11 protein-coding genes are annotated in these 16,178 nt (G+C 58.1%); 4 read left to right on the top strand and 7 right to left on the bottom strand.

Annotation, left to right across the window (positions count from 1 at the left end):
- The first annotated feature begins 494 nt into the window (after positions 1-494).
- Entirely contained in the window at positions 495-3,308 is a 2,814-nt protein-coding gene (locus B7Y89_RS01030) for a ribonuclease E/G (RefSeq protein WP_292934893.1), read from the top strand.
- A gap of 301 nt (positions 3,309-3,609) precedes the next feature.
- Here the strand turns inward: B7Y89_RS01030 and B7Y89_RS01025 are convergent, their stop codons facing one another.
- Positions 3,610-4,242 (bottom strand): class I SAM-dependent methyltransferase, encoded by a 633-nt coding sequence (locus B7Y89_RS01025; RefSeq protein WP_292934891.1) that lies wholly within the window; start codon positions 4,240-4,242, stop codon positions 3,610-3,612.
- Positions 4,243-4,523: 281 nt separating this feature from the next.
- On the opposite strand from B7Y89_RS01025, the gene B7Y89_RS01020 reads away from it, so the two are divergent.
- From B7Y89_RS01020 to zapE, 3 genes are read left to right on the top strand one after another with little or no spacing between them, the layout of a single operon-like run.
- Complete coding sequence (locus tag B7Y89_RS01020) at positions 4,524-5,306, top strand: succinate dehydrogenase iron-sulfur subunit (RefSeq protein ID WP_292934889.1); 783 nt, start codon at positions 4,524-4,526, stop codon at positions 5,304-5,306.
- Positions 5,307-5,310: 4 nt separating this feature from the next.
- The gene (locus B7Y89_RS01015) at positions 5,311-5,775 is read left to right on the top strand and encodes a PaaI family thioesterase (RefSeq protein ID WP_292934887.1); all 465 of its coding nucleotides are present in this window, start codon (positions 5,311-5,313) and stop codon (positions 5,773-5,775) included.
- On the top strand, positions 5,772-6,905 hold the full coding sequence (gene zapE, locus B7Y89_RS01010) for a cell division protein ZapE (protein ID WP_292934885.1): 1,134 nt from the start codon (positions 5,772-5,774) through the stop codon (positions 6,903-6,905). Before B7Y89_RS01015 ends, zapE begins: the two co-directional genes overlap by 4 nt.
- 285 nt (positions 6,906-7,190) lie before the next feature.
- Here zapE and B7Y89_RS01005 read toward each other — a convergent pair whose 3' ends face one another.
- From B7Y89_RS01005 to B7Y89_RS00980, 6 genes are all read right to left on the bottom strand, one after another.
- Positions 7,191-9,476, bottom strand: coding sequence for an EAL domain-containing protein (locus B7Y89_RS01005; protein ID WP_292934883.1), 2,286 nt, complete (start codon positions 9,474-9,476; stop codon positions 7,191-7,193).
- 82 nt (positions 9,477-9,558) lie between these two features.
- Positions 9,559-11,448, bottom strand: coding sequence for an XrtA/PEP-CTERM system amidotransferase (locus B7Y89_RS01000; protein WP_292935055.1), 1,890 nt, complete (start codon positions 11,446-11,448; stop codon positions 9,559-9,561).
- A gap of 10 nt (positions 11,449-11,458) precedes the next feature.
- Positions 11,459-13,027: an exosortase A gene (xrtA, locus tag B7Y89_RS00995; protein WP_292934881.1), complete on the bottom strand. Its 1,569-nt coding sequence runs from the start codon at positions 13,025-13,027 to the stop codon at positions 11,459-11,461.
- Positions 13,014-14,243 carry a TIGR03087 family PEP-CTERM/XrtA system glycosyltransferase gene (locus B7Y89_RS00990; protein ID WP_292934879.1) on the bottom strand — a complete coding sequence of 410 codons (1,230 nt, stop codon included), beginning with the start codon at positions 14,241-14,243 and terminating at the stop codon, positions 13,014-13,016. Before B7Y89_RS00990 ends, xrtA begins: the two co-directional genes overlap by 14 nt.
- Positions 14,240-15,295, bottom strand: a complete 1,056-nt coding sequence (locus B7Y89_RS00985; protein WP_292934877.1) for a FemAB family XrtA/PEP-CTERM system-associated protein — start codon at positions 15,293-15,295, stop codon at positions 14,240-14,242. Before B7Y89_RS00985 ends, B7Y89_RS00990 begins: the two co-directional genes overlap by 4 nt.
- Positions 15,292-16,173, bottom strand: a complete 882-nt coding sequence (locus tag B7Y89_RS00980) for an XrtA system polysaccharide deacetylase (RefSeq protein ID WP_292934875.1) — start codon at positions 16,171-16,173, stop codon at positions 15,292-15,294. Before B7Y89_RS00980 ends, B7Y89_RS00985 begins: the two co-directional genes overlap by 4 nt.
- Positions 16,174-16,178 lie beyond the last annotated feature (5 nt).

Genomic DNA, 16,178 nt, shown 5'->3' with positions numbered 1-16,178 from the left:
GCTAGCAATGGTCTACCGAGGTACGTCAGTGTCAGTGTGCTTTCCTCTCAAACCGCCAAAAAGCGCCTCATTGCGCTATGGTGGGCAGAGAAATAACATTGCTGACGAAGTCTCGTTATCGTGGGGATGAAGATGCGGTCGCGCCCATTCCCCGCGCCACAAGGTTGATGCCGTAATGATGAGCTGCGTTTCGTTCCTGCCTGCCAGCCCCACCGGGGCAGCATTGGCGTGGACGATGGGCAGCGCGCGCACTTCGCCGCGAGTTATCGTCACAGCAGACACAAACCAACCGCCGCCGGGCGGCGAGCGACAAGACGTGACAGGCGCAAAGCCTCTCGTCCCAACGCTCCGATCCGGCAAACCCGCATTCGCGCGCATTCATGGCAATCGCCCAATCTCAGCATTGGTCCTGCCTAATAGCGCGCGCCTATCTCAAACGATCCGCGCCAGCGACGCAGGGGCAACCCGGCGGCGGCGCGGCTGGAGAATTTATAATGACAACGCGCATGCTTATCGATGCGCGCCACCAGGAAGAAACCCGGGTGGCGGTGCTGAAGGGCAACCGGATTGAGGAATTCGACTTTGAATCTGCGGATCACAAGCAGATCAAAGGCAATATCTATCTGGCCAAAGTTACACGAGTAGAGCCCTCGCTTCAGGCGGCTTTTGTTGATTTTGGCGGCAACCGGCACGGGTTCCTCGCGTTCAGCGAAATCCACCCCGATTACTATCAAATCCCCAAGGAAGACCGTGAGGCTCTTCTGGCTGAAGAAGCCGCCCACGCCGAAGAGGAAGCAGCGTTGCGCGCTGCCGAAGACGGCGATGAAGATGAATATGGCGACGGTGAGGGTTACGATTCTGACGGCTATGAAAACGGGGACGGCGTAACCGAAGTCGACACATCGGAAAAAGACCAGGTCGCCACCATCGAAGGCGGCGTCGTCGAAAACGGCTTTGATCACGAAGGCGAAGAAGGCGAAGAAAACGCCGCTGACGCTGGTGACGAAGGCGAAGACGAAAACGGTGAACAGTCCAACAACGGTCGCCCGCGTCGCGGTCGCCGTCAGGGCGGGCGTGCCCAAGGCAAAGAAGCCGATGAACTGCGCGCCAAGCGTATGGCGCTGCGCCGTCGCTACAAGGTCCAGGATGTCATCCAGCGCCGTCAGGTTCTGCTCGTCCAGGTCGTCAAGGAAGAGCGCGGGAACAAGGGCGCTGCTCTCACCACGTATCTCAGCCTTGCTGGCCGCTATTGCGTGCTCATGCCAAACTCCAGCCATGGCGGTGGTATCAGCCGCAAGATCAGCTCGGCAACTGACCGCAAGCGCCTGAAATCGATCATCACCGAAATGGAACTGCCGCGTTCGATGTCCTGCATCGTGCGCACTGCGGGTCTTCAGCGCACCAAGCCCGAAATCAAGCGTGACTTCGATTACCTCGCCCGCTTGTGGGACGAAATTCGCGAACGTACGATTGGCTCGGTCGCCCCTGCCCTGATCCATTCGGACAGTGACCTGATCAAACGCGCCATCCGCGACATCTACAACCGTGACATCGAAGAAGTCGTCGTCGAAGGCGAATATGGCTATCGCGCCGCCAAAGACTTCATGAAACTGCTGATGCCCAGCCACGCCAAGCGGGTGCAGCAATATGCCGATCCGGTGCCGCTGTTCCAGCGCTATGGTGCCGAAGACCAACTGACCGCGATGTATGATCCGGTCGTGCAGTTGAAGTCGGGCGGTTACCTCGTCATCAACCCGACCGAGGCGCTTGTCTCGATCGACATCAACTCGGGCCGCTCCACCAAGGAACACGGCATCGAAGCGACGGCGGTTTCCACCAACCTTGAAGCTGCGCGCGAAATCGCCCGCCAATTGCGCCTGCGCGATATGGCCGGCCTTGTCGTGATCGACTTCATCGACATGGAATACGGCTCAAACATCCGTAAGGTCGAAAAGGCGATGAAGGACGCGCTGCGCAATGATCGCGCGCGCATCCAGGTTGGCCGCATTTCGGGCTTCGGCCTGATGGAAATGAGCCGCCAGCGCCTGCGCACCGGCGTTCTGGAGGCCACCACCCGTGGCTGCCCGCATTGCGATGGCTCGGGCCTTGTCCGCACCGCATCGTCCGCCGGCCTTTCGGCCCTGCGCATGATCGAGGACGAAGCGGCCAAGGGCAAAGGCAACATCGTTACGCTCTATGCAAGCCAAGAAGCTGCAATCTATGTGCTGAATGCCAAGCGTATTGATCTGGGCGAAATCGAAGAACGCTATGGCGTCACTGTCGAAGTGATCCCTGAAGGTGAAAACGAAGGCGCGAAAATGCGCGTCGCCTCACGCGGGCCGCGTCCTGAATTCGTGCCCCGCTTCGAGCCGATTGTCGAACCTGAAGAAGAGGACGACATCGTCGAGGACGATTACGACGCCGAAGAAGAGGTTGAAGAGCGTGATGAGCGCCCTGCCCGCGGCCCTCGCCCCGAAGGTGAGGACGCTGCAGATCGTGATGGCCGACGCAAACGTCGCAAGCGCCGTCGTGGCCGCAGCCGTGATCGCCGTGATGACGATGGCGCTGCCCCGCAAGGCTCGGATGCTGAAAACGGCGCGCAAGAAGGCGATGACGAAGCTTCGGATGAAGCAACGAACGTCGAAGCTGGCGAACCAGGTCAAGACGCTGAAACCGAAGCCGAACGCGGTCAACGCAAGCGCCGCCGTCGCGGTCGTCGCCGTCGCGGTGGACGTGATGGTGCAGAAGGCCAAGGCACTGAGGGTGATGCCGATCAGGCTGAAAGCGACGAAGGCACTTATGCCGATGCCGTCGAAGCTCAGGCCGAACCTGCCGTTGAGGCCGTTGTCGAGGCTGCGCCTGCACCCGTTGCAGAAGAAGCGCCAGCCAAGCCAAAGCGCGTTCGTCGCAAAAAGGCTGATGCTGTAACCGATACAGCCCCCGCAGCAGAGCCGATCGCAGAAGAAGCGCCAGCACCAGTTGCAGCGGAACCTGTAGCCGAAACGGAAGCCGCCCCGGCCAAGCCGAAGCGCGCGCCGCGCAAAAAGAAAGCTGACGTCGAGGCAGACGCCGCTCCTGCAGCCGAACCGGTTGCTGAAGCTGCCCCTGCTGAGGCCGAAGCTGAAGCGGAAGCCGCTCCAGCCAAGCCGAAGCGTGCTCCGCGCAAGAAAAAGGCTGACGCTGTTGCTTCTGACGCAGCACCTGCTGAAACGGTCAGTGCTGAAGCTCCTGCGGCGGAACCGGTAGCCGAAGAAACGCCAACCGCCTCCCCGCGTCGCGGCTGGTGGCAGCGCACCTTCGGCGAATAGCCGCCGCTAGATTGCTCAACAAAAAGGCCCCCATCGGACAACCGGCGGGGGCCTTTTTTGTGGCGTTCATAACTTGCTCAACCGCACCCGCTGTTGAAAGGGTTTCGCGCAGAGAAGAAGTGGAGACGCGGAGGGGTTTGCCTTACGTCAAAGCCGCTTATTGTTCTTGACGAAGCCAATTCGTGCATGGTCCGATATCTCAAATGCCTGACGGCTCAAGTTTAGGCCTCCGCGTCTCAACTTCTTCTCTGCGTCTCTGCGTTAATCCGGCAAGCGTTGCCAAAGGGGATCACCCCAACGCCTAAACCGGTTTGATTGCCGTGCCCCATTCCATCCACGCCGCCCACTTCGGCATCTTTGGCATGTACTGGTGCCCGGTATGCTCAACGTGGAATCCCGCTGCTTGAACCGGTCGCGTTACCATGCGCGCCAAGTGGCACCCACCCATCAGCGGCTTCCACATCGGCTCAATCCGCCGCTGCCACTTGGCGACGCCCGCATCCGGGCTCAACCCGTGTTCCAAAAACAGCAGCTGCCCGCCACGCCGCAAAATCCGCCGCAATTCACCCAGAACTTTTTCCGGATCTTGCACAGAACACAGTGTGTATGTGCATACCACCGTGTCAAAGCTTTCATCGGTAAAGGGGATGTCCTCTCCTACACCTTGGCGGATGTCAGCCTTCCAACCTTTTTGTGCCGCTGCTTCCCGCGCATAATCCAGCAACTTTCCCGAGGGATCGATCCCGGCGAAGGTGGTGACGCGGGCCGGATCGTAAAACTGTTGATTCAGTCCGCCACCACAGCCGATTTCGAAAACACGTCCTTGCGCACGTGGCACGACGCCCGCCCGCAGTTCCATGATCCCCGGCGACGCACATCCGCACTTGATCATGCGCGGCACAACTTGCGCCTCCCAAATATTCTTCAATCCCATCCCGGCCCCCTTTGTCGTTGGCCAAGAGTGCCCTACCGGAACAAAGCTCGCAAGACTTGGGAGCCGTACGTTTCACGCAACGCAGCCGCCGCGCGAATCTCCCTTCGCACGATCCTCATTAAACACTGTAAACTGCGTAAACTTGCTCAGCTTGGCCAATCCTGACCTGAACAGTCACAACCCCGACCAATGTGCACGCCGCCACCCCTTGCCCAACGCGCTGCAATTGCTAAGGACGACTCACAGACGTATTTTTCGCACGCGCAACACAGGACATGACGATGGCGACCTTTTCGCTTCCGAAGAACTCCAAGATCACCGGCAAGGCACGCCATCACGCGGCGCCCACGCAAGGAAAGGTCCGCAAGTTCAAGGTGTATCGTTACGATCCCGACAGCGGCCAGAACCCGCGCTACGATACGTTTGAAATCGATCTTGAACAGTGCGGCCCAATGGTGCTGGACGCGCTGATCAAGATGAAGAGCGAACAGGATCCCACGCTAACCTTCCGCCGCTCATGCCGCGAAGGCATCTGTGGTTCGTGCGCCATGAACATGAATGGCCGCAACGGTCTTGCCTGCACCACCGCGATCGAAGACCTTTCGGGCGAAGTGCGCATCACGCCGCTGCCACACATGGAAGTGATCAAGGACCTCGTCCCTGACTTTACCCACTTCTATGCGCAATATGCTTCGATTCGGCCTTGGTTGCAGACCGTAACGCCCACGCCATCAGGCAAGGAACGCCTGCAATCACCCGAACAGCGCGAGCAGCTTGATGGCCTTTACGAATGCATCCTGTGTGCATGCTGCAGCACTTCGTGCCCAAGCTACTGGTGGAATTCCGACAAATTCCTCGGCCCTGCCATCCTGCTTCAGGCCTATCGCTGGTTGGCTGATAGCCGCGACGAAATGACGGGCGAACGCCTTGACGAGCTGGAAGATCCATTCCGCCTCTATCGCTGCCACACCATCATGAACTGTGCGAACGTGTGCCCCAAGGGCCTCTCGCCTGCCCGCGCCATTGCTGAAATCAAGAAGATGCAGGCTGAGCGCCTCGTCTAATTCTGTGACAGATCAAGCATTTCGTTATGAACCAGCCGTGGATGACCCCGGCTGGTTCACATGGGACCTGATCGATCAGACCCGCTTCAACCCCCAGGCAATGGGCAAAATGCTTACCCGTGTCGAAGACCTGCCCAATGGCGGCAGAGCCTCGCGGCTGCGCATGTTCCCCGAGCGTAGCCATTCAAATTTGCTTGATGCTGTCCACGGCGGGGTAACCTTGGCCCTGATCGATATTTCCCTGTTTTCAGCCATGCGCACGCTAACCGGTGGTGACGCGGCGGGATCAGTTACTCTGGATTTATCAACGCAGTTCATCGGCGCTGGCCAAATTGGCAGTCCACTTGATGCCGTGGTCGAAATACTGCGCGAAACAGGCCGCCTCATGTTCCTGCGCGGACTTGTTGTGCAAGGGGACAATACCATCGCCGCGTTTAATGGCACCATTCGCAAGCCAACCAAGCGATGAACAGCGTTCTCAATCGCTATAACGAACTGGTCGCAGCCGAGGAATTAAGGCCCGATCCAGAACAAGCCGCTGCGGCGGCAAAGCTGGATGCGCTTCAACAAGAACTGGAAGCGCCAGCACCGGCCTCAGGTTTCTTCGGAAAGCTGCTTGGCCGCAAAGCCGCACCGCCGCCGCGTGGCGTTTACATGTGGGGTGGTGTCGGCCGGGGCAAATCGATGCTGATGGATTTGTTTCATGACAACCTGAACATCACCGCAAAACGCCGCGCACACTTTCATGAATTCATGCTCGACGTTCATGACCGCCTGCGTGAAGAACGCAAAAAGGAAAGCGGCGATCCGATCCTGCCTGTTGCCACGGCAATCGCATCTGAAACGCGGGTGCTTTGTTTTGACGAAATGGTCGTCAATAACAGCGCCGACGCGATGATCATGAGCCGGTTATTTACAGCCCTCATGGTCGAAGGCGGTGTGACAATCATAACGACGTCGAATCGGGCGCCATCCGATCTTTATAGAAATGGCCTCAACCGCGAACACTTCATGCCGTTCATCGCACTGGTTGAGGCGCGACTCGATGTGCTGACGTTAAACGGGCCTACGGATTACCGTCTGCAACGCATGCAGGGCGTCGGAACATGGCACATTCCTATCGGGCCGGTGTCAACCGAAGCCGTGCGCGAGGCATTCTTCCGTTTAACCGATTACCCCCCCGAAGACAGTCTGCATGTTCCCAGCGCGGAACTTGATGTGGGTGGCGGGCGCATGCTGCACGTGCCCAAAAGCCTTAAAGGTGTGGGTGTTTTCAGCTTCAAGCGGTTGTGCGGTGAAGCCCGCGGTGCGGCGGATTACCTGGCAATCGCCCGACATTTCCACACAGTCATCGTCGTGGCTATCCCGCGCCTCGGCCCGGATCTGCGCAACGAGACTGCCCGGTTTATCACGCTGATTGATGCGCTTTACGAGAACAAGGTAAAGCTGATCGCCACAGCTGCTGCGGAACCGGCTGAACTCTATGATTGGAGCGGTAAGGGCGATGAAGAAGGGCGGTTCATGTTTGACCGCACGGTCAGCCGTTTAATGGAAATGCAGAGCGAGGATTATCTGGCATTGGGCCATGGTGAGGACTGATAGCTGATTAGCCCAAAATGGCGAACCGTCTAACTCCGTTCCGATAAATGGTTTGAAAACCACGGAAAACTTGAAAAACTTTCAAGCACCTAAAAATGAAAAACGCTGCATATCTCAATGATATGCAGCGTTTTTAACGCAAAATGGCAATTTCAACTAAAACCAAGGCTTCCGATTAACGGAAGAGCCAGTCCCAAATGCCACGTACCAAAATCGACATCATAAACGCCTCCATCCATGGTTAGACCGTGGATGGTTAACACCGAATTAAGTGGTTAACAAGCATTAACCGCTTTCGCGTATTAGCGTTCCTGCGTGAGTTGCTATTTTTTGGAAATCCACGAACGGCATCGGTCGCCCGAGATGGTATCCTTGCCCTATGTCACATCCTAATTTGATCAGTTTGCGCCATGTAGCTTCATCTTCAATGCCTTCAGCGACGACCACCTGTCCCAATGCGTGCGCGAGATCAATCGTGCTTTGCACGATTTTCAATTCACGCTCGTGGGTCAAGATGCGGGAGATGAATCGCCGGTCGAGTTTCAACTCGTCACTTGGCAAATCGGCAAGGTAAGCAAGACTCGCCTCGCCTGTTCCGAAATCATCGATTGACAGGCGAAACCCAAGGCTCCGCAATTTTGACAGATTTGCAACTGCGGCTGGTCGATTGCGTACGCTGGAGGTCTCGGTGATCTCGATTGTCAATAAAGTCGGATCGATACCGCGTCGCTTGATAATCTCTGTGATGCTGGAAACCAATCCCGGCTTGTCAACCATCTGCGCTGACAAATTGATGCTCATTTGAAAGCGCTGTCCTGCTGCATTGAGCGCAAGTGCAGCAGTAATCGCTTCTTCCATGGTCCAGTATGTCAGTGCGTCAATCCGGCCCGCACGTTCCGCTTGCAGAATAAATGCATCCGGCGGGATCGGACCGCGGGTAGGATGGTTCCAACGGATAAGAGCTTCAGCGCCGCAAATCGAACCAGTTCGGCTGTCCCATTGGCTCTGGAAGGCCAACCAGATTTCTCCATTGCGCAATCCCTCGTCAATGCGGGCATGCAGAGAAAGCTCCCAGCTGGCATCAGCCAAACGATCCGCTTCAAAAAGCTCTATCGCCCTGCCACCGGCGAGTGCATCGTTGGCGCTAGCCAATGCAGAATTTACGCGGGTGAGAGCATCAAACCCTTCATTACGGTCAAGGCCGAAATGAACGTTCGTGTCGAATGTATATGGACCGATCTCTAGTGGCGCAGAAAACAAGGCCCGCAAGCCTTCGAGATGATCAAGTTGCATTTCTAACGGGCGCGCTTCCTCCGCCCATGCGAAATGGCCACCTTCACCATTGTAAACGGTTGATGCACCCGACCCGACGCTGAGCCTTCGGGCGATTTGCCGGGCACATTCACCATGTAAATCTTTTGGGAGGGTGGCGAGAATTTCTTCATATCGGGCGATGAGCGCGACAATCAGGTCCTGCCCGACCGGCATTGGGGTAGCGCTTAAAGCCAGGAGGTTGGGCAGGCCCGATGCACTCGTCAATTGCACACGCCGGATGCGGTATTGCCACATCCGCGAGAATCCATAAATGGCCACAGCCACCAAGCTTGCGCCTGTTTTGACAAGAATGCCCGCTGTCTGGGCAACTGCGGGTATCAAAAACACGCAGACCAAAGCCGAACCGTGCCAGACAGTTTTCCAGCTTTTTCTCTTACTTTGGCTTCCCTTCCAGATCAGGTACCAAACCAGAAAAAGCAAAGGCAACCCATTCAGCGACAGCGATAATGGTTGTTTGAGTGCGGAAGCCCCGGCAATATCAACATCCAGGGGATGGCGACGCCCGCTGCCATAAAGGCCGAGCGGCGCAACAGTACCCTCGAATGTGACAATGACCGTCCTTCCTGTGAGCAGGCCTGGTTTGAAGTTTCCAGCGTCTAATGCACTCGCGCGTATTTTCAGAATGCTGTCTGGATTGAGCAGATAGTCTGGCCTGAAGCTTGATTGCCAACCTGAATCCACTTGCGTCAGAGCTGCTGCAAAAGTCGGGTAAGTCTTGTCACCGAATTTGAAAGAGTATGGCGAAGACAAGGCGTAATCAAAAAAATTGGTGTCCCACGAAGACAAAACCATGGGGACGGATCCGGATAATGCAGCATCGGGGAGGCGGAAGTCTTTCAGTCTGACTTCCGAAGATTCGATGGCATAATTATCATGACGCACGACGAAGGCTGCGTCCGGAGCAAGCCGGTTCACCGCAGCTACAAGTTCGGCGTCACCGACTTTGTCTTGACCAAAGTTCACCGGCGCATCGATGAATACACGATATGGAATTTGACGCCGAACAGCTTCGAGCGCACTTGCCAGCTTGCGGCTTGACGTTGTCGACGTATCCGGACCGCTCGCGCTGCTATCTATGGAAACCACAACAATCGATGGAGGCGTTTCGTGCTTCCCTAACTTCGATCGAGCATTCAGAAAAACATGGTCAAGGGGAGCCAGGCCGTCGCCGTATAGCGCAAGCAATGCTGGCAAGAGCAGCGCGAGGTACAGCGGTGAGCGCAGTTTCTTCAGCATGGACCATCAGCGGTTGTTTCACCGCCGTCGTAGCCCGCAATGGTGAATATCCTCTTACCTGCCTCGTGATGTTAACGCCGCATCAACCAAGCCGGTCCAATGATTTCCGTAACATGAGCAGTTGCCAGATCAACCGGCCGTGGTCTGCCCTGCCTGCGATATGGGCCTCGGCGACTGCATCAATCTGTGATGCGTCAAACCAGCCTGTGCGGGCCAAAGCGCCACTTGATGCCAATCCGCGCGCTTCATTGGCCAGTGGGCCGCGCAGCCATTGCGCGATTGGCGTGACAAAGCCCATTTTTTGGCGGAACAGGACATCTTCGGGCAAGTACCGGCGCATAGTGTCTTTGACCAACCACTTGCCTGTCGTGCCGCGAACGCGCATATTTTCAGGCAGGCGCGCGCCAAACTCGATCAGGCGATGATCAAGCAGCGGCTCGCGCGCTTCAAGGCTGACCGCCATGCTTGTCCGATCCACTTTTGTCAGGATGTCACCGGGCAAATAGAATTTCAGATCAGCATATTGGGCACGGTCAAGGCCACTGCGTACTGGCGCGTGGCGCATCAAATCAACGAATGGCTGCTCTGCGCGATATTCCCCCCGCAAGCGCCGAAAATCGGACGTGTAGAGCGTATCACGCAATTCCGGCGAAGTTACCGCAAGAGATCGCGCGTAGCCTTCATCGCCGCTTGTAGCCAGGCTTAGAAAGGTTGCTTTGGCGCGCAGCGGGCGCGGTGCCCAATCGGCTTTGGGCCACAGCTTGCCGAGCGTACCAAACACAGGGCCGCGCAATGCTGATGGCAGCAGCGCACGCACTTGCTCTTCGCGGTGTTGGAACGTCTGACGGCGATAGCCTGCAAATGCCTCGTCCGCGCCATCACCCGAAAGCGCCACCGTTACATGCTGACGCGCGAGTTCGCATACGCGGAAAGTCGGGAGCGCTGAGGCATCGGCGAATGGTTCGTCAAACATGCCGGCAAGGCGATCCACCAACGAGAAATCATCAGGAGAAACCTTGCGTTTCCAATGCTGTGTGCGGAATTGTTCAGCAATCCTGTCAGCATAAGCGGTTTCATCGAGCGCCTCGACATCAAAGCCGATGGAACATGTTTTCACCGGCGACGTGCTCGCCTCGGCCATAAGCGCAACGACGCTAGAGCTATCAACCCCGCCTGACAGAAACGCACCCAACGGTACATCTGCGAGCATTCGCGACGTTACCGCTTCGCGCATATGGTGCAGCAAATGCGCACCAAGATCGTCGGAATTGCCTTTGGCGCGATCAGCAAAGGACACGTCCCACCACTGGACGGGCGCTGGCGCTGACGCATCGTGGCGAAGCAATTGGTAGTGACCCGCCGGAAGCTTCTCGACACCCTTCAGGATCGAGCGGTGATCGGGCACGTAACCCCACGCAAGATAGTCTTCGATCGCCAAAGGATCGATCTCATGCCGGAACGCAGGATGAGCGAGTAAGGCTTTGAGTTCCGAACCGAAAATGATTGAACCATCGGCGAGCCGCGCCGTGAACAGCGGTTTTACGCCAAGCCGGTCACGCGCCAGCAGCATCGTGCGCTGGCGCAGATCATACAGCGCAAAGGCGAACATGCCATGCAGCCGCTTCAGACAATCAGTGCCCCAGTGCCGCCACGCCTGAAGGATGACTTCGGTATCACCATCGGTGCGAAACTTTGCACCCAGCGCCTGAAGTTCAGCGCGTAAATCCATAAAATTGTAGATTTCGCCATTGAACACGATGACGGCATCTTCTTCAACCGACGCCATCGGTTGTGGCGATCCGGCGAGGTCAATGATGGACAAACGCCGGTGCCCCAGGCCAATGCCCGGCGCGGTCCAGACGCCTTCGCCGTCGGGTCCGCGATGCGCGATGGCATTGCACATCAGGCGAACCCGGTCTGGGTCAACCGGCTTTTGGCCCTCGGTATGGAAGATTCCGGCAATTCCGCACATATTGCGAGCCCTATCGGCCAGAGGCCAGACGGTCCATCCAAACATCGGTGGGGCCTGTGGCTTTCAAAAACGCGCGGAGAGAGTCTTCTGCCGGAGGACGGCCGGTCACCTGATCTTCCGATGAGATGATCAATGCCGCTGTGGTGCGCTTTTTCAGGAGAAAGCGGTCCATAATATTCTGGATTTTCAGCCGTGTATTGCTGCCGGTTAGCACAGGCCCGGAACGGTAAAACGTTTCTGAAAGGCGATAGACAGGTCCAGCGGTTTGAATCCGGTCAGCCTGTCCCTGGCCAAGCGCCGTCGCAGATCTTTCCCACGACCACTGCCCGTTAAGCGGCAATGCGCCTTGCCCGAAGCCGCCAGCCTCACGTTCATCACCTTGGGATGCGTACAGGGCGAAAGACACGTCTACGATGTGGCCCGATGCGTCTTGATAGCGACCCAGAACCACATGATCAGCGCCGCCGTGCAACGGCTGCCAAGGGGCAAGCGGGGCGTAGTCAACCTGTTGCCAGCCACTGACCTGTGGCAAGACGATCAATGGTGGCACAGGTGCCTCAAGCCGGTTGGCCCATGCCCCCCACCCTGTGAAAATCAGCGCGAGTGCGGCCATGATCACAAGGCCCCTGCCCTGATAACCCGCGAACCCGGCAGCGCGCGCAAGGATGGTGTTGGCGTTGATCGCATCGGCATTGATCATGCGGTCATCGATCGCGCGGTCAAAGAAACGCCACGCGATGATCATGACCAGCGCCATGACGATGGCAAAGAATATCCAGCCGTAGAATATGTGATCGAAGCCTGCGGCAAATTCGATGCCGTGAAATTCGGCGATAAAGATTGTGCCCCATGCGCGAATGCCATTGGCGATAATCGGCATGGTGATGCACAAAGCCATGAAGGCGGCACGGCGCGACCATGACCGGAAGCAGACGTTGGCGACAAGCGCACCGTAAGCAATCATCGCGATCAGGAATTTGACGCCTGAGCAAGCCTCGGCAACCTCGAAATATCCCGCAGGTGTGGTGATGAACACGCCTTCGATATGCGCTGGTACGCCAGCCCAACCGAGCAGAGTCATGGTGATTGAGGCCGTAATGGTCTGAAGCGTCGGGACCAATTCATCCCCTACGGGCACGAGAAACAGCATGTAGGCCAGCGGAAACAGCAAGGCTGCCGACGCGCGGGGACCAAGCAATGTCAGGACGCTGGCTTGAGCCATCACCACAACGCCAAGTTGCGTGGCAATGGATAATCCAGCGAAATGGCCAAGCAACCAGAGAAACCCAGCGCCGCCAAACAGGACCAGACCGGGCAACCAGCCTTGGGGGCTGATGCGCAAGACTTCGCGTCCTCGGAGTGAAATCAACCAGCCAAGGATGAACGGAATGAGCAGGACGTGATTGTAAGTCGAGCTATCCCACCACTGGAGGGCCATCGCCCGCCAATCAGCAAAGAACAGGGCGATATTGCCTGCCCACGCGACGCACAGCATGACCAGCGGGCGCTGCCATGGCGCAGGCAGCGATGCCCATGCCCGCGCCAGCGGAGCTTTGAAAGCAAGATCACGCGGCTGCACTGGAAGCCTCCGCGCTGTTCAGTCCAAGCAGTGCAGCAAGCGGGGCGAGCACATGGTCCCAACCACATTCGCGCACAACAAACGTGCGCGCCGATTGGCCGATGGCTGCTGCCCGCACCGGATCGTGCAATAAGCCGAGCGCTTGGCGGCCCAATGCATCAGCACCTTTTGCAACAATGAAATCGTAGCCATCCCGTGCGGGAATGCCGGTCGCCGCTTCGGGTGTGGCCAGAACAGGGCGGGCCATCGCCATGGCTTCGAGCACCTTGTTCTGCACGCCGCGCGCAATGGTCAGCGGGGCGACGACCAGATCGGCCCCGGCAATCCACGGTCGTACATCGATTACAGCGCCCGTCACCCTTGCGCCGTTCACGCCATCCAGCGCGCGCACTGACGGAACCGGCGCGCGACCGACGATGTTGAAACGCGCCTCGGCAAAGGTGCTGCGGATGACTGGCATGACTTCGCGCGCAAACATTTCAACTGCGGCGACGTTTGGCGGGTAATCCATCTGTCCGGTGAAGGTGATTTGTGGCCCCTCGCCCGCCATTTCTGGCGCAGCGGGCACGTTTGCGGGATCGAAAAAGGTCGTGTCTATGCCATTGCACAGCGGCTGCAGTGTTGGCGCAGGCCCTTCCGAAAGCCTCGACCGGAACAGGTCCGTCTCCTCTGGCGTAACCAGCAGACTGGTTGAAGCGCGGCGGGCGGTGAGGCTTTCAAAGCGGCTGAGCAAGCGGGCTTCGCGGGAATACAACATGCTGGCCGGGAAGCGCGCTTGGGAAGCGTAGGCATTGAACTTTGCCGAATCGACGTCAACGAAATCCATGACGACGCGGCCTGTGAAAACTGCCGGAATGTATTGCGCCATTTGGCCAGAAAACACGTAAATCGCGGTGATCGGGCGTTCGGCGAGCAGTTGGGCGATGTAAGTGTGAAGCGCCTTGTCCGCAAAAGCGGTGAGGCTCACGGGCTTGCCGGTCAGCAGTGCTTCGATCCCCGCCAGCGTCAAAGAACGCGATCTGCGGACAAGACAATGGCTTTGCGCAACGGCAGAAAGCTCTGCTTCATGGGCCAGATCGGTTTCATCATCGGCAAAGCACGCGACGTGGACCGGGGCGAGCGCGGCAATGTGGCGCAACACGTGGCAGGACCGGATCTTGTCACCACGATCCGGGGGAAAGGGTATGCGATGGGCAAGGAACAGAACCTCGCTCATGCAAGGCCCTGCGCAATGAACGGCCCGATGCGATTGGCGATGGACAGTGGCAGCTTTTGCCATGCTGCGATTTTGGCTTTGTAGCGCGGGCTAAGCGGGTTGACGTCGCGCGGTGGAGCGCCGTCGGCTGTCCAGTTGGCATATGACAGCGGCTGCGGCTCAAATCCCCAGTTGCGCTTGAAATGATAAGCGCCGGTGTTGCATTTGGAGCGGCCAAAATCGAACCGGTCACAACCGCGGGTGCGGGCGTGGTTCATCAGCGCATAATACATGACATCGTTGGCGCGCGTGGTGCGGGCAGCAAATACGCCGCCGCCCCAATAAGGCATCACCGCACCGCGATGATAAAGGCTGAGCACCGAGGCCAGCGGCCGCCCGTCATGCAGCACCGTCAGGATATCTGCATCATCGCCAAAACCATCCATGACGGCATCGAACAATGACTTGGGATATACGGGCGTGCCAAGGTTGCGCACGGATTCTGCGTAGATCCCGTAATGCATTGCACGCGCGTCAGCATCGCTGCCAATGCGCACTTCCATATTGTGGCCCAGCCCGCGACGCACTTCGGCACGCTGTTTGCGCGGCACGGCAAGCAATTGCGCGTCATCATCGGCAGCAAGCGGATTGACGAAACCTGCGTGGCTATCTTGCTTGATATGCCAGTCTGCGCCTGTTGGCAGCGGACCGCCGCGCAGTTCGAGACTGGGGCACTGAAGGCGCACCGCCAGTTCCTGTGCCGCTGCAAACAAGGCCGGATCGCCCTCACCCACCACGCCGCCACCAACCGCAAAGCCGGTGGATACAAGTGCGCGCCCGAACAGCGGACTGTGTGCTTCATGCAAAGGCAGAACGGCGCGAATTGTGGTGTCTTGTTCAGACACCAGAATGTGGGTTCGATGGCCGGTTGCGCGCTCTACAGCATCGAGCCATTCAAAACGGTGGAACGCGGTTGTATCGGGATGGTTTGCCAAAAAGCGCGCAATGGCAGGGCGATCGCCGGGATCGGCAAGGCGCACGGCAACGCGCGTGGGTACGAATGGAGCGTTCATGCGGCCAGCCTTGCAGGCGTACGCGCAGCTTCCATCACGGCGACTTCGTCCATCCGGCCCCAGCGGAATTCGTGGACAAGCCGTGACAGTTTTGCCGCCATGACATCAAGATTGGTGTAATGGCGCAGGCGTGACTTCAACGGCGCATTGGCGGGGCGCGGCTGGTCCGGATCAATTTCCCAAGGGTGGAAATAGAAGACGGCTGGCCGGTGATCGCGCAAGTTGACTTGCCGGATTGCCCAACGCGATACGGAATAGGGCAACAGCCGGAAAAACCCGCCGCCGCCTGCTGCCATGCGCCGTCCGGCCACTTCAGCGGTGGTCACGGGAATCTCGATGAAATCTGCACCTTCGACAGGCCGGAATGCAAAGCGCGGCGCATCGCGCCAGCCGTAATGATCATGCACAATCGGCGCGACCGAGGATGAGTAGGCATAGCCTTGTTCGGCCAGGACTTCGTGCGCCCAAGGCGTGCGGGCGTCGATGGAAAAGCTGGGCGCGCGATAGCCCGTAACCTTGTGGCCGGTCGTATCTTCCAGAACCTTGCGGGCGCGCTCGACATCGGCTGCGAATGCTTGGCGGCCCAGAGTGAACACGCGGGCATGATCCCAGCCATGGCTGGCGATTTCATGGCCGGCATCCGCAATCTGGCGCATCATCACCGGATAGCGCTGCGCCACCCATCCCAGCGTAAAGAAGGTGCCTTTGACATTGGCATCGTCAAACAGAGCAAGGATTTGGGCGCAATTACGCTCAACCCGGCATGCGAGGCCGTCCCACGCGGAGCGGTCGATCACGGTTTCAAACGCGCCGACCTGAAACCAGTCTTCGACATCGACCGACAGGCCGTTGAGCACAGGCCCGGACCGCGCGTTCATCGCAA

This window comes from Novosphingobium sp. 32-60-15, assembly GCF_002280675.1.
Taxonomy (GTDB): domain Bacteria; phylum Pseudomonadota; class Alphaproteobacteria; order Sphingomonadales; family Sphingomonadaceae; genus Novosphingobium.
The sequence above is the reverse complement of the archived record's forward strand: the minus strand, read 5'-3'. Positions and strand labels throughout refer to the sequence as shown.

Excerpts from the sequence above, each read along its gene's own strand:
- B7Y89_RS01030 (WP_292934893.1), top strand. The coding sequence starts at position 495 with ATGACAACGCGCATGCTTATCGATGCGCGCCACCAGGAAGAAACCCGG.
- B7Y89_RS01025 (WP_292934891.1), bottom strand. The coding sequence starts at position 4,242 with ATGGGATTGAAGAATATTTGGGAGGCGCAAGTTGTGCCGCGCATGATC.
- B7Y89_RS01020 (WP_292934889.1), top strand. The coding sequence starts at position 4,524 with ATGGCGACCTTTTCGCTTCCGAAGAACTCCAAGATCACCGGCAAGGCA.
- zapE (WP_292934885.1), top strand. The coding sequence starts at position 5,772 with ATGAACAGCGTTCTCAATCGCTATAACGAACTGGTCGCAGCCGAGGAA.
- B7Y89_RS01005 (WP_292934883.1), bottom strand. The coding sequence starts at position 9,476 with ATGCTGAAGAAACTGCGCTCACCGCTGTACCTCGCGCTGCTCTTGCCA.
- B7Y89_RS01000 (WP_292935055.1), bottom strand. The coding sequence starts at position 11,448 with ATGTGCGGAATTGCCGGAATCTTCCATACCGAGGGCCAAAAGCCGGTT.
- B7Y89_RS00990 (WP_292934879.1), bottom strand. The coding sequence starts at position 14,243 with ATGAGCGAGGTTCTGTTCCTTGCCCATCGCATACCCTTTCCCCCGGAT.
- B7Y89_RS00985 (WP_292934877.1), bottom strand. The coding sequence starts at position 15,295 with ATGAACGCTCCATTCGTACCCACGCGCGTTGCCGTGCGCCTTGCCGAT.
- B7Y89_RS00980 (WP_292934875.1), bottom strand. The coding sequence starts at position 16,173 with ATGAACGCGCGGTCCGGGCCTGTGCTCAACGGCCTGTCGGTCGATGTC.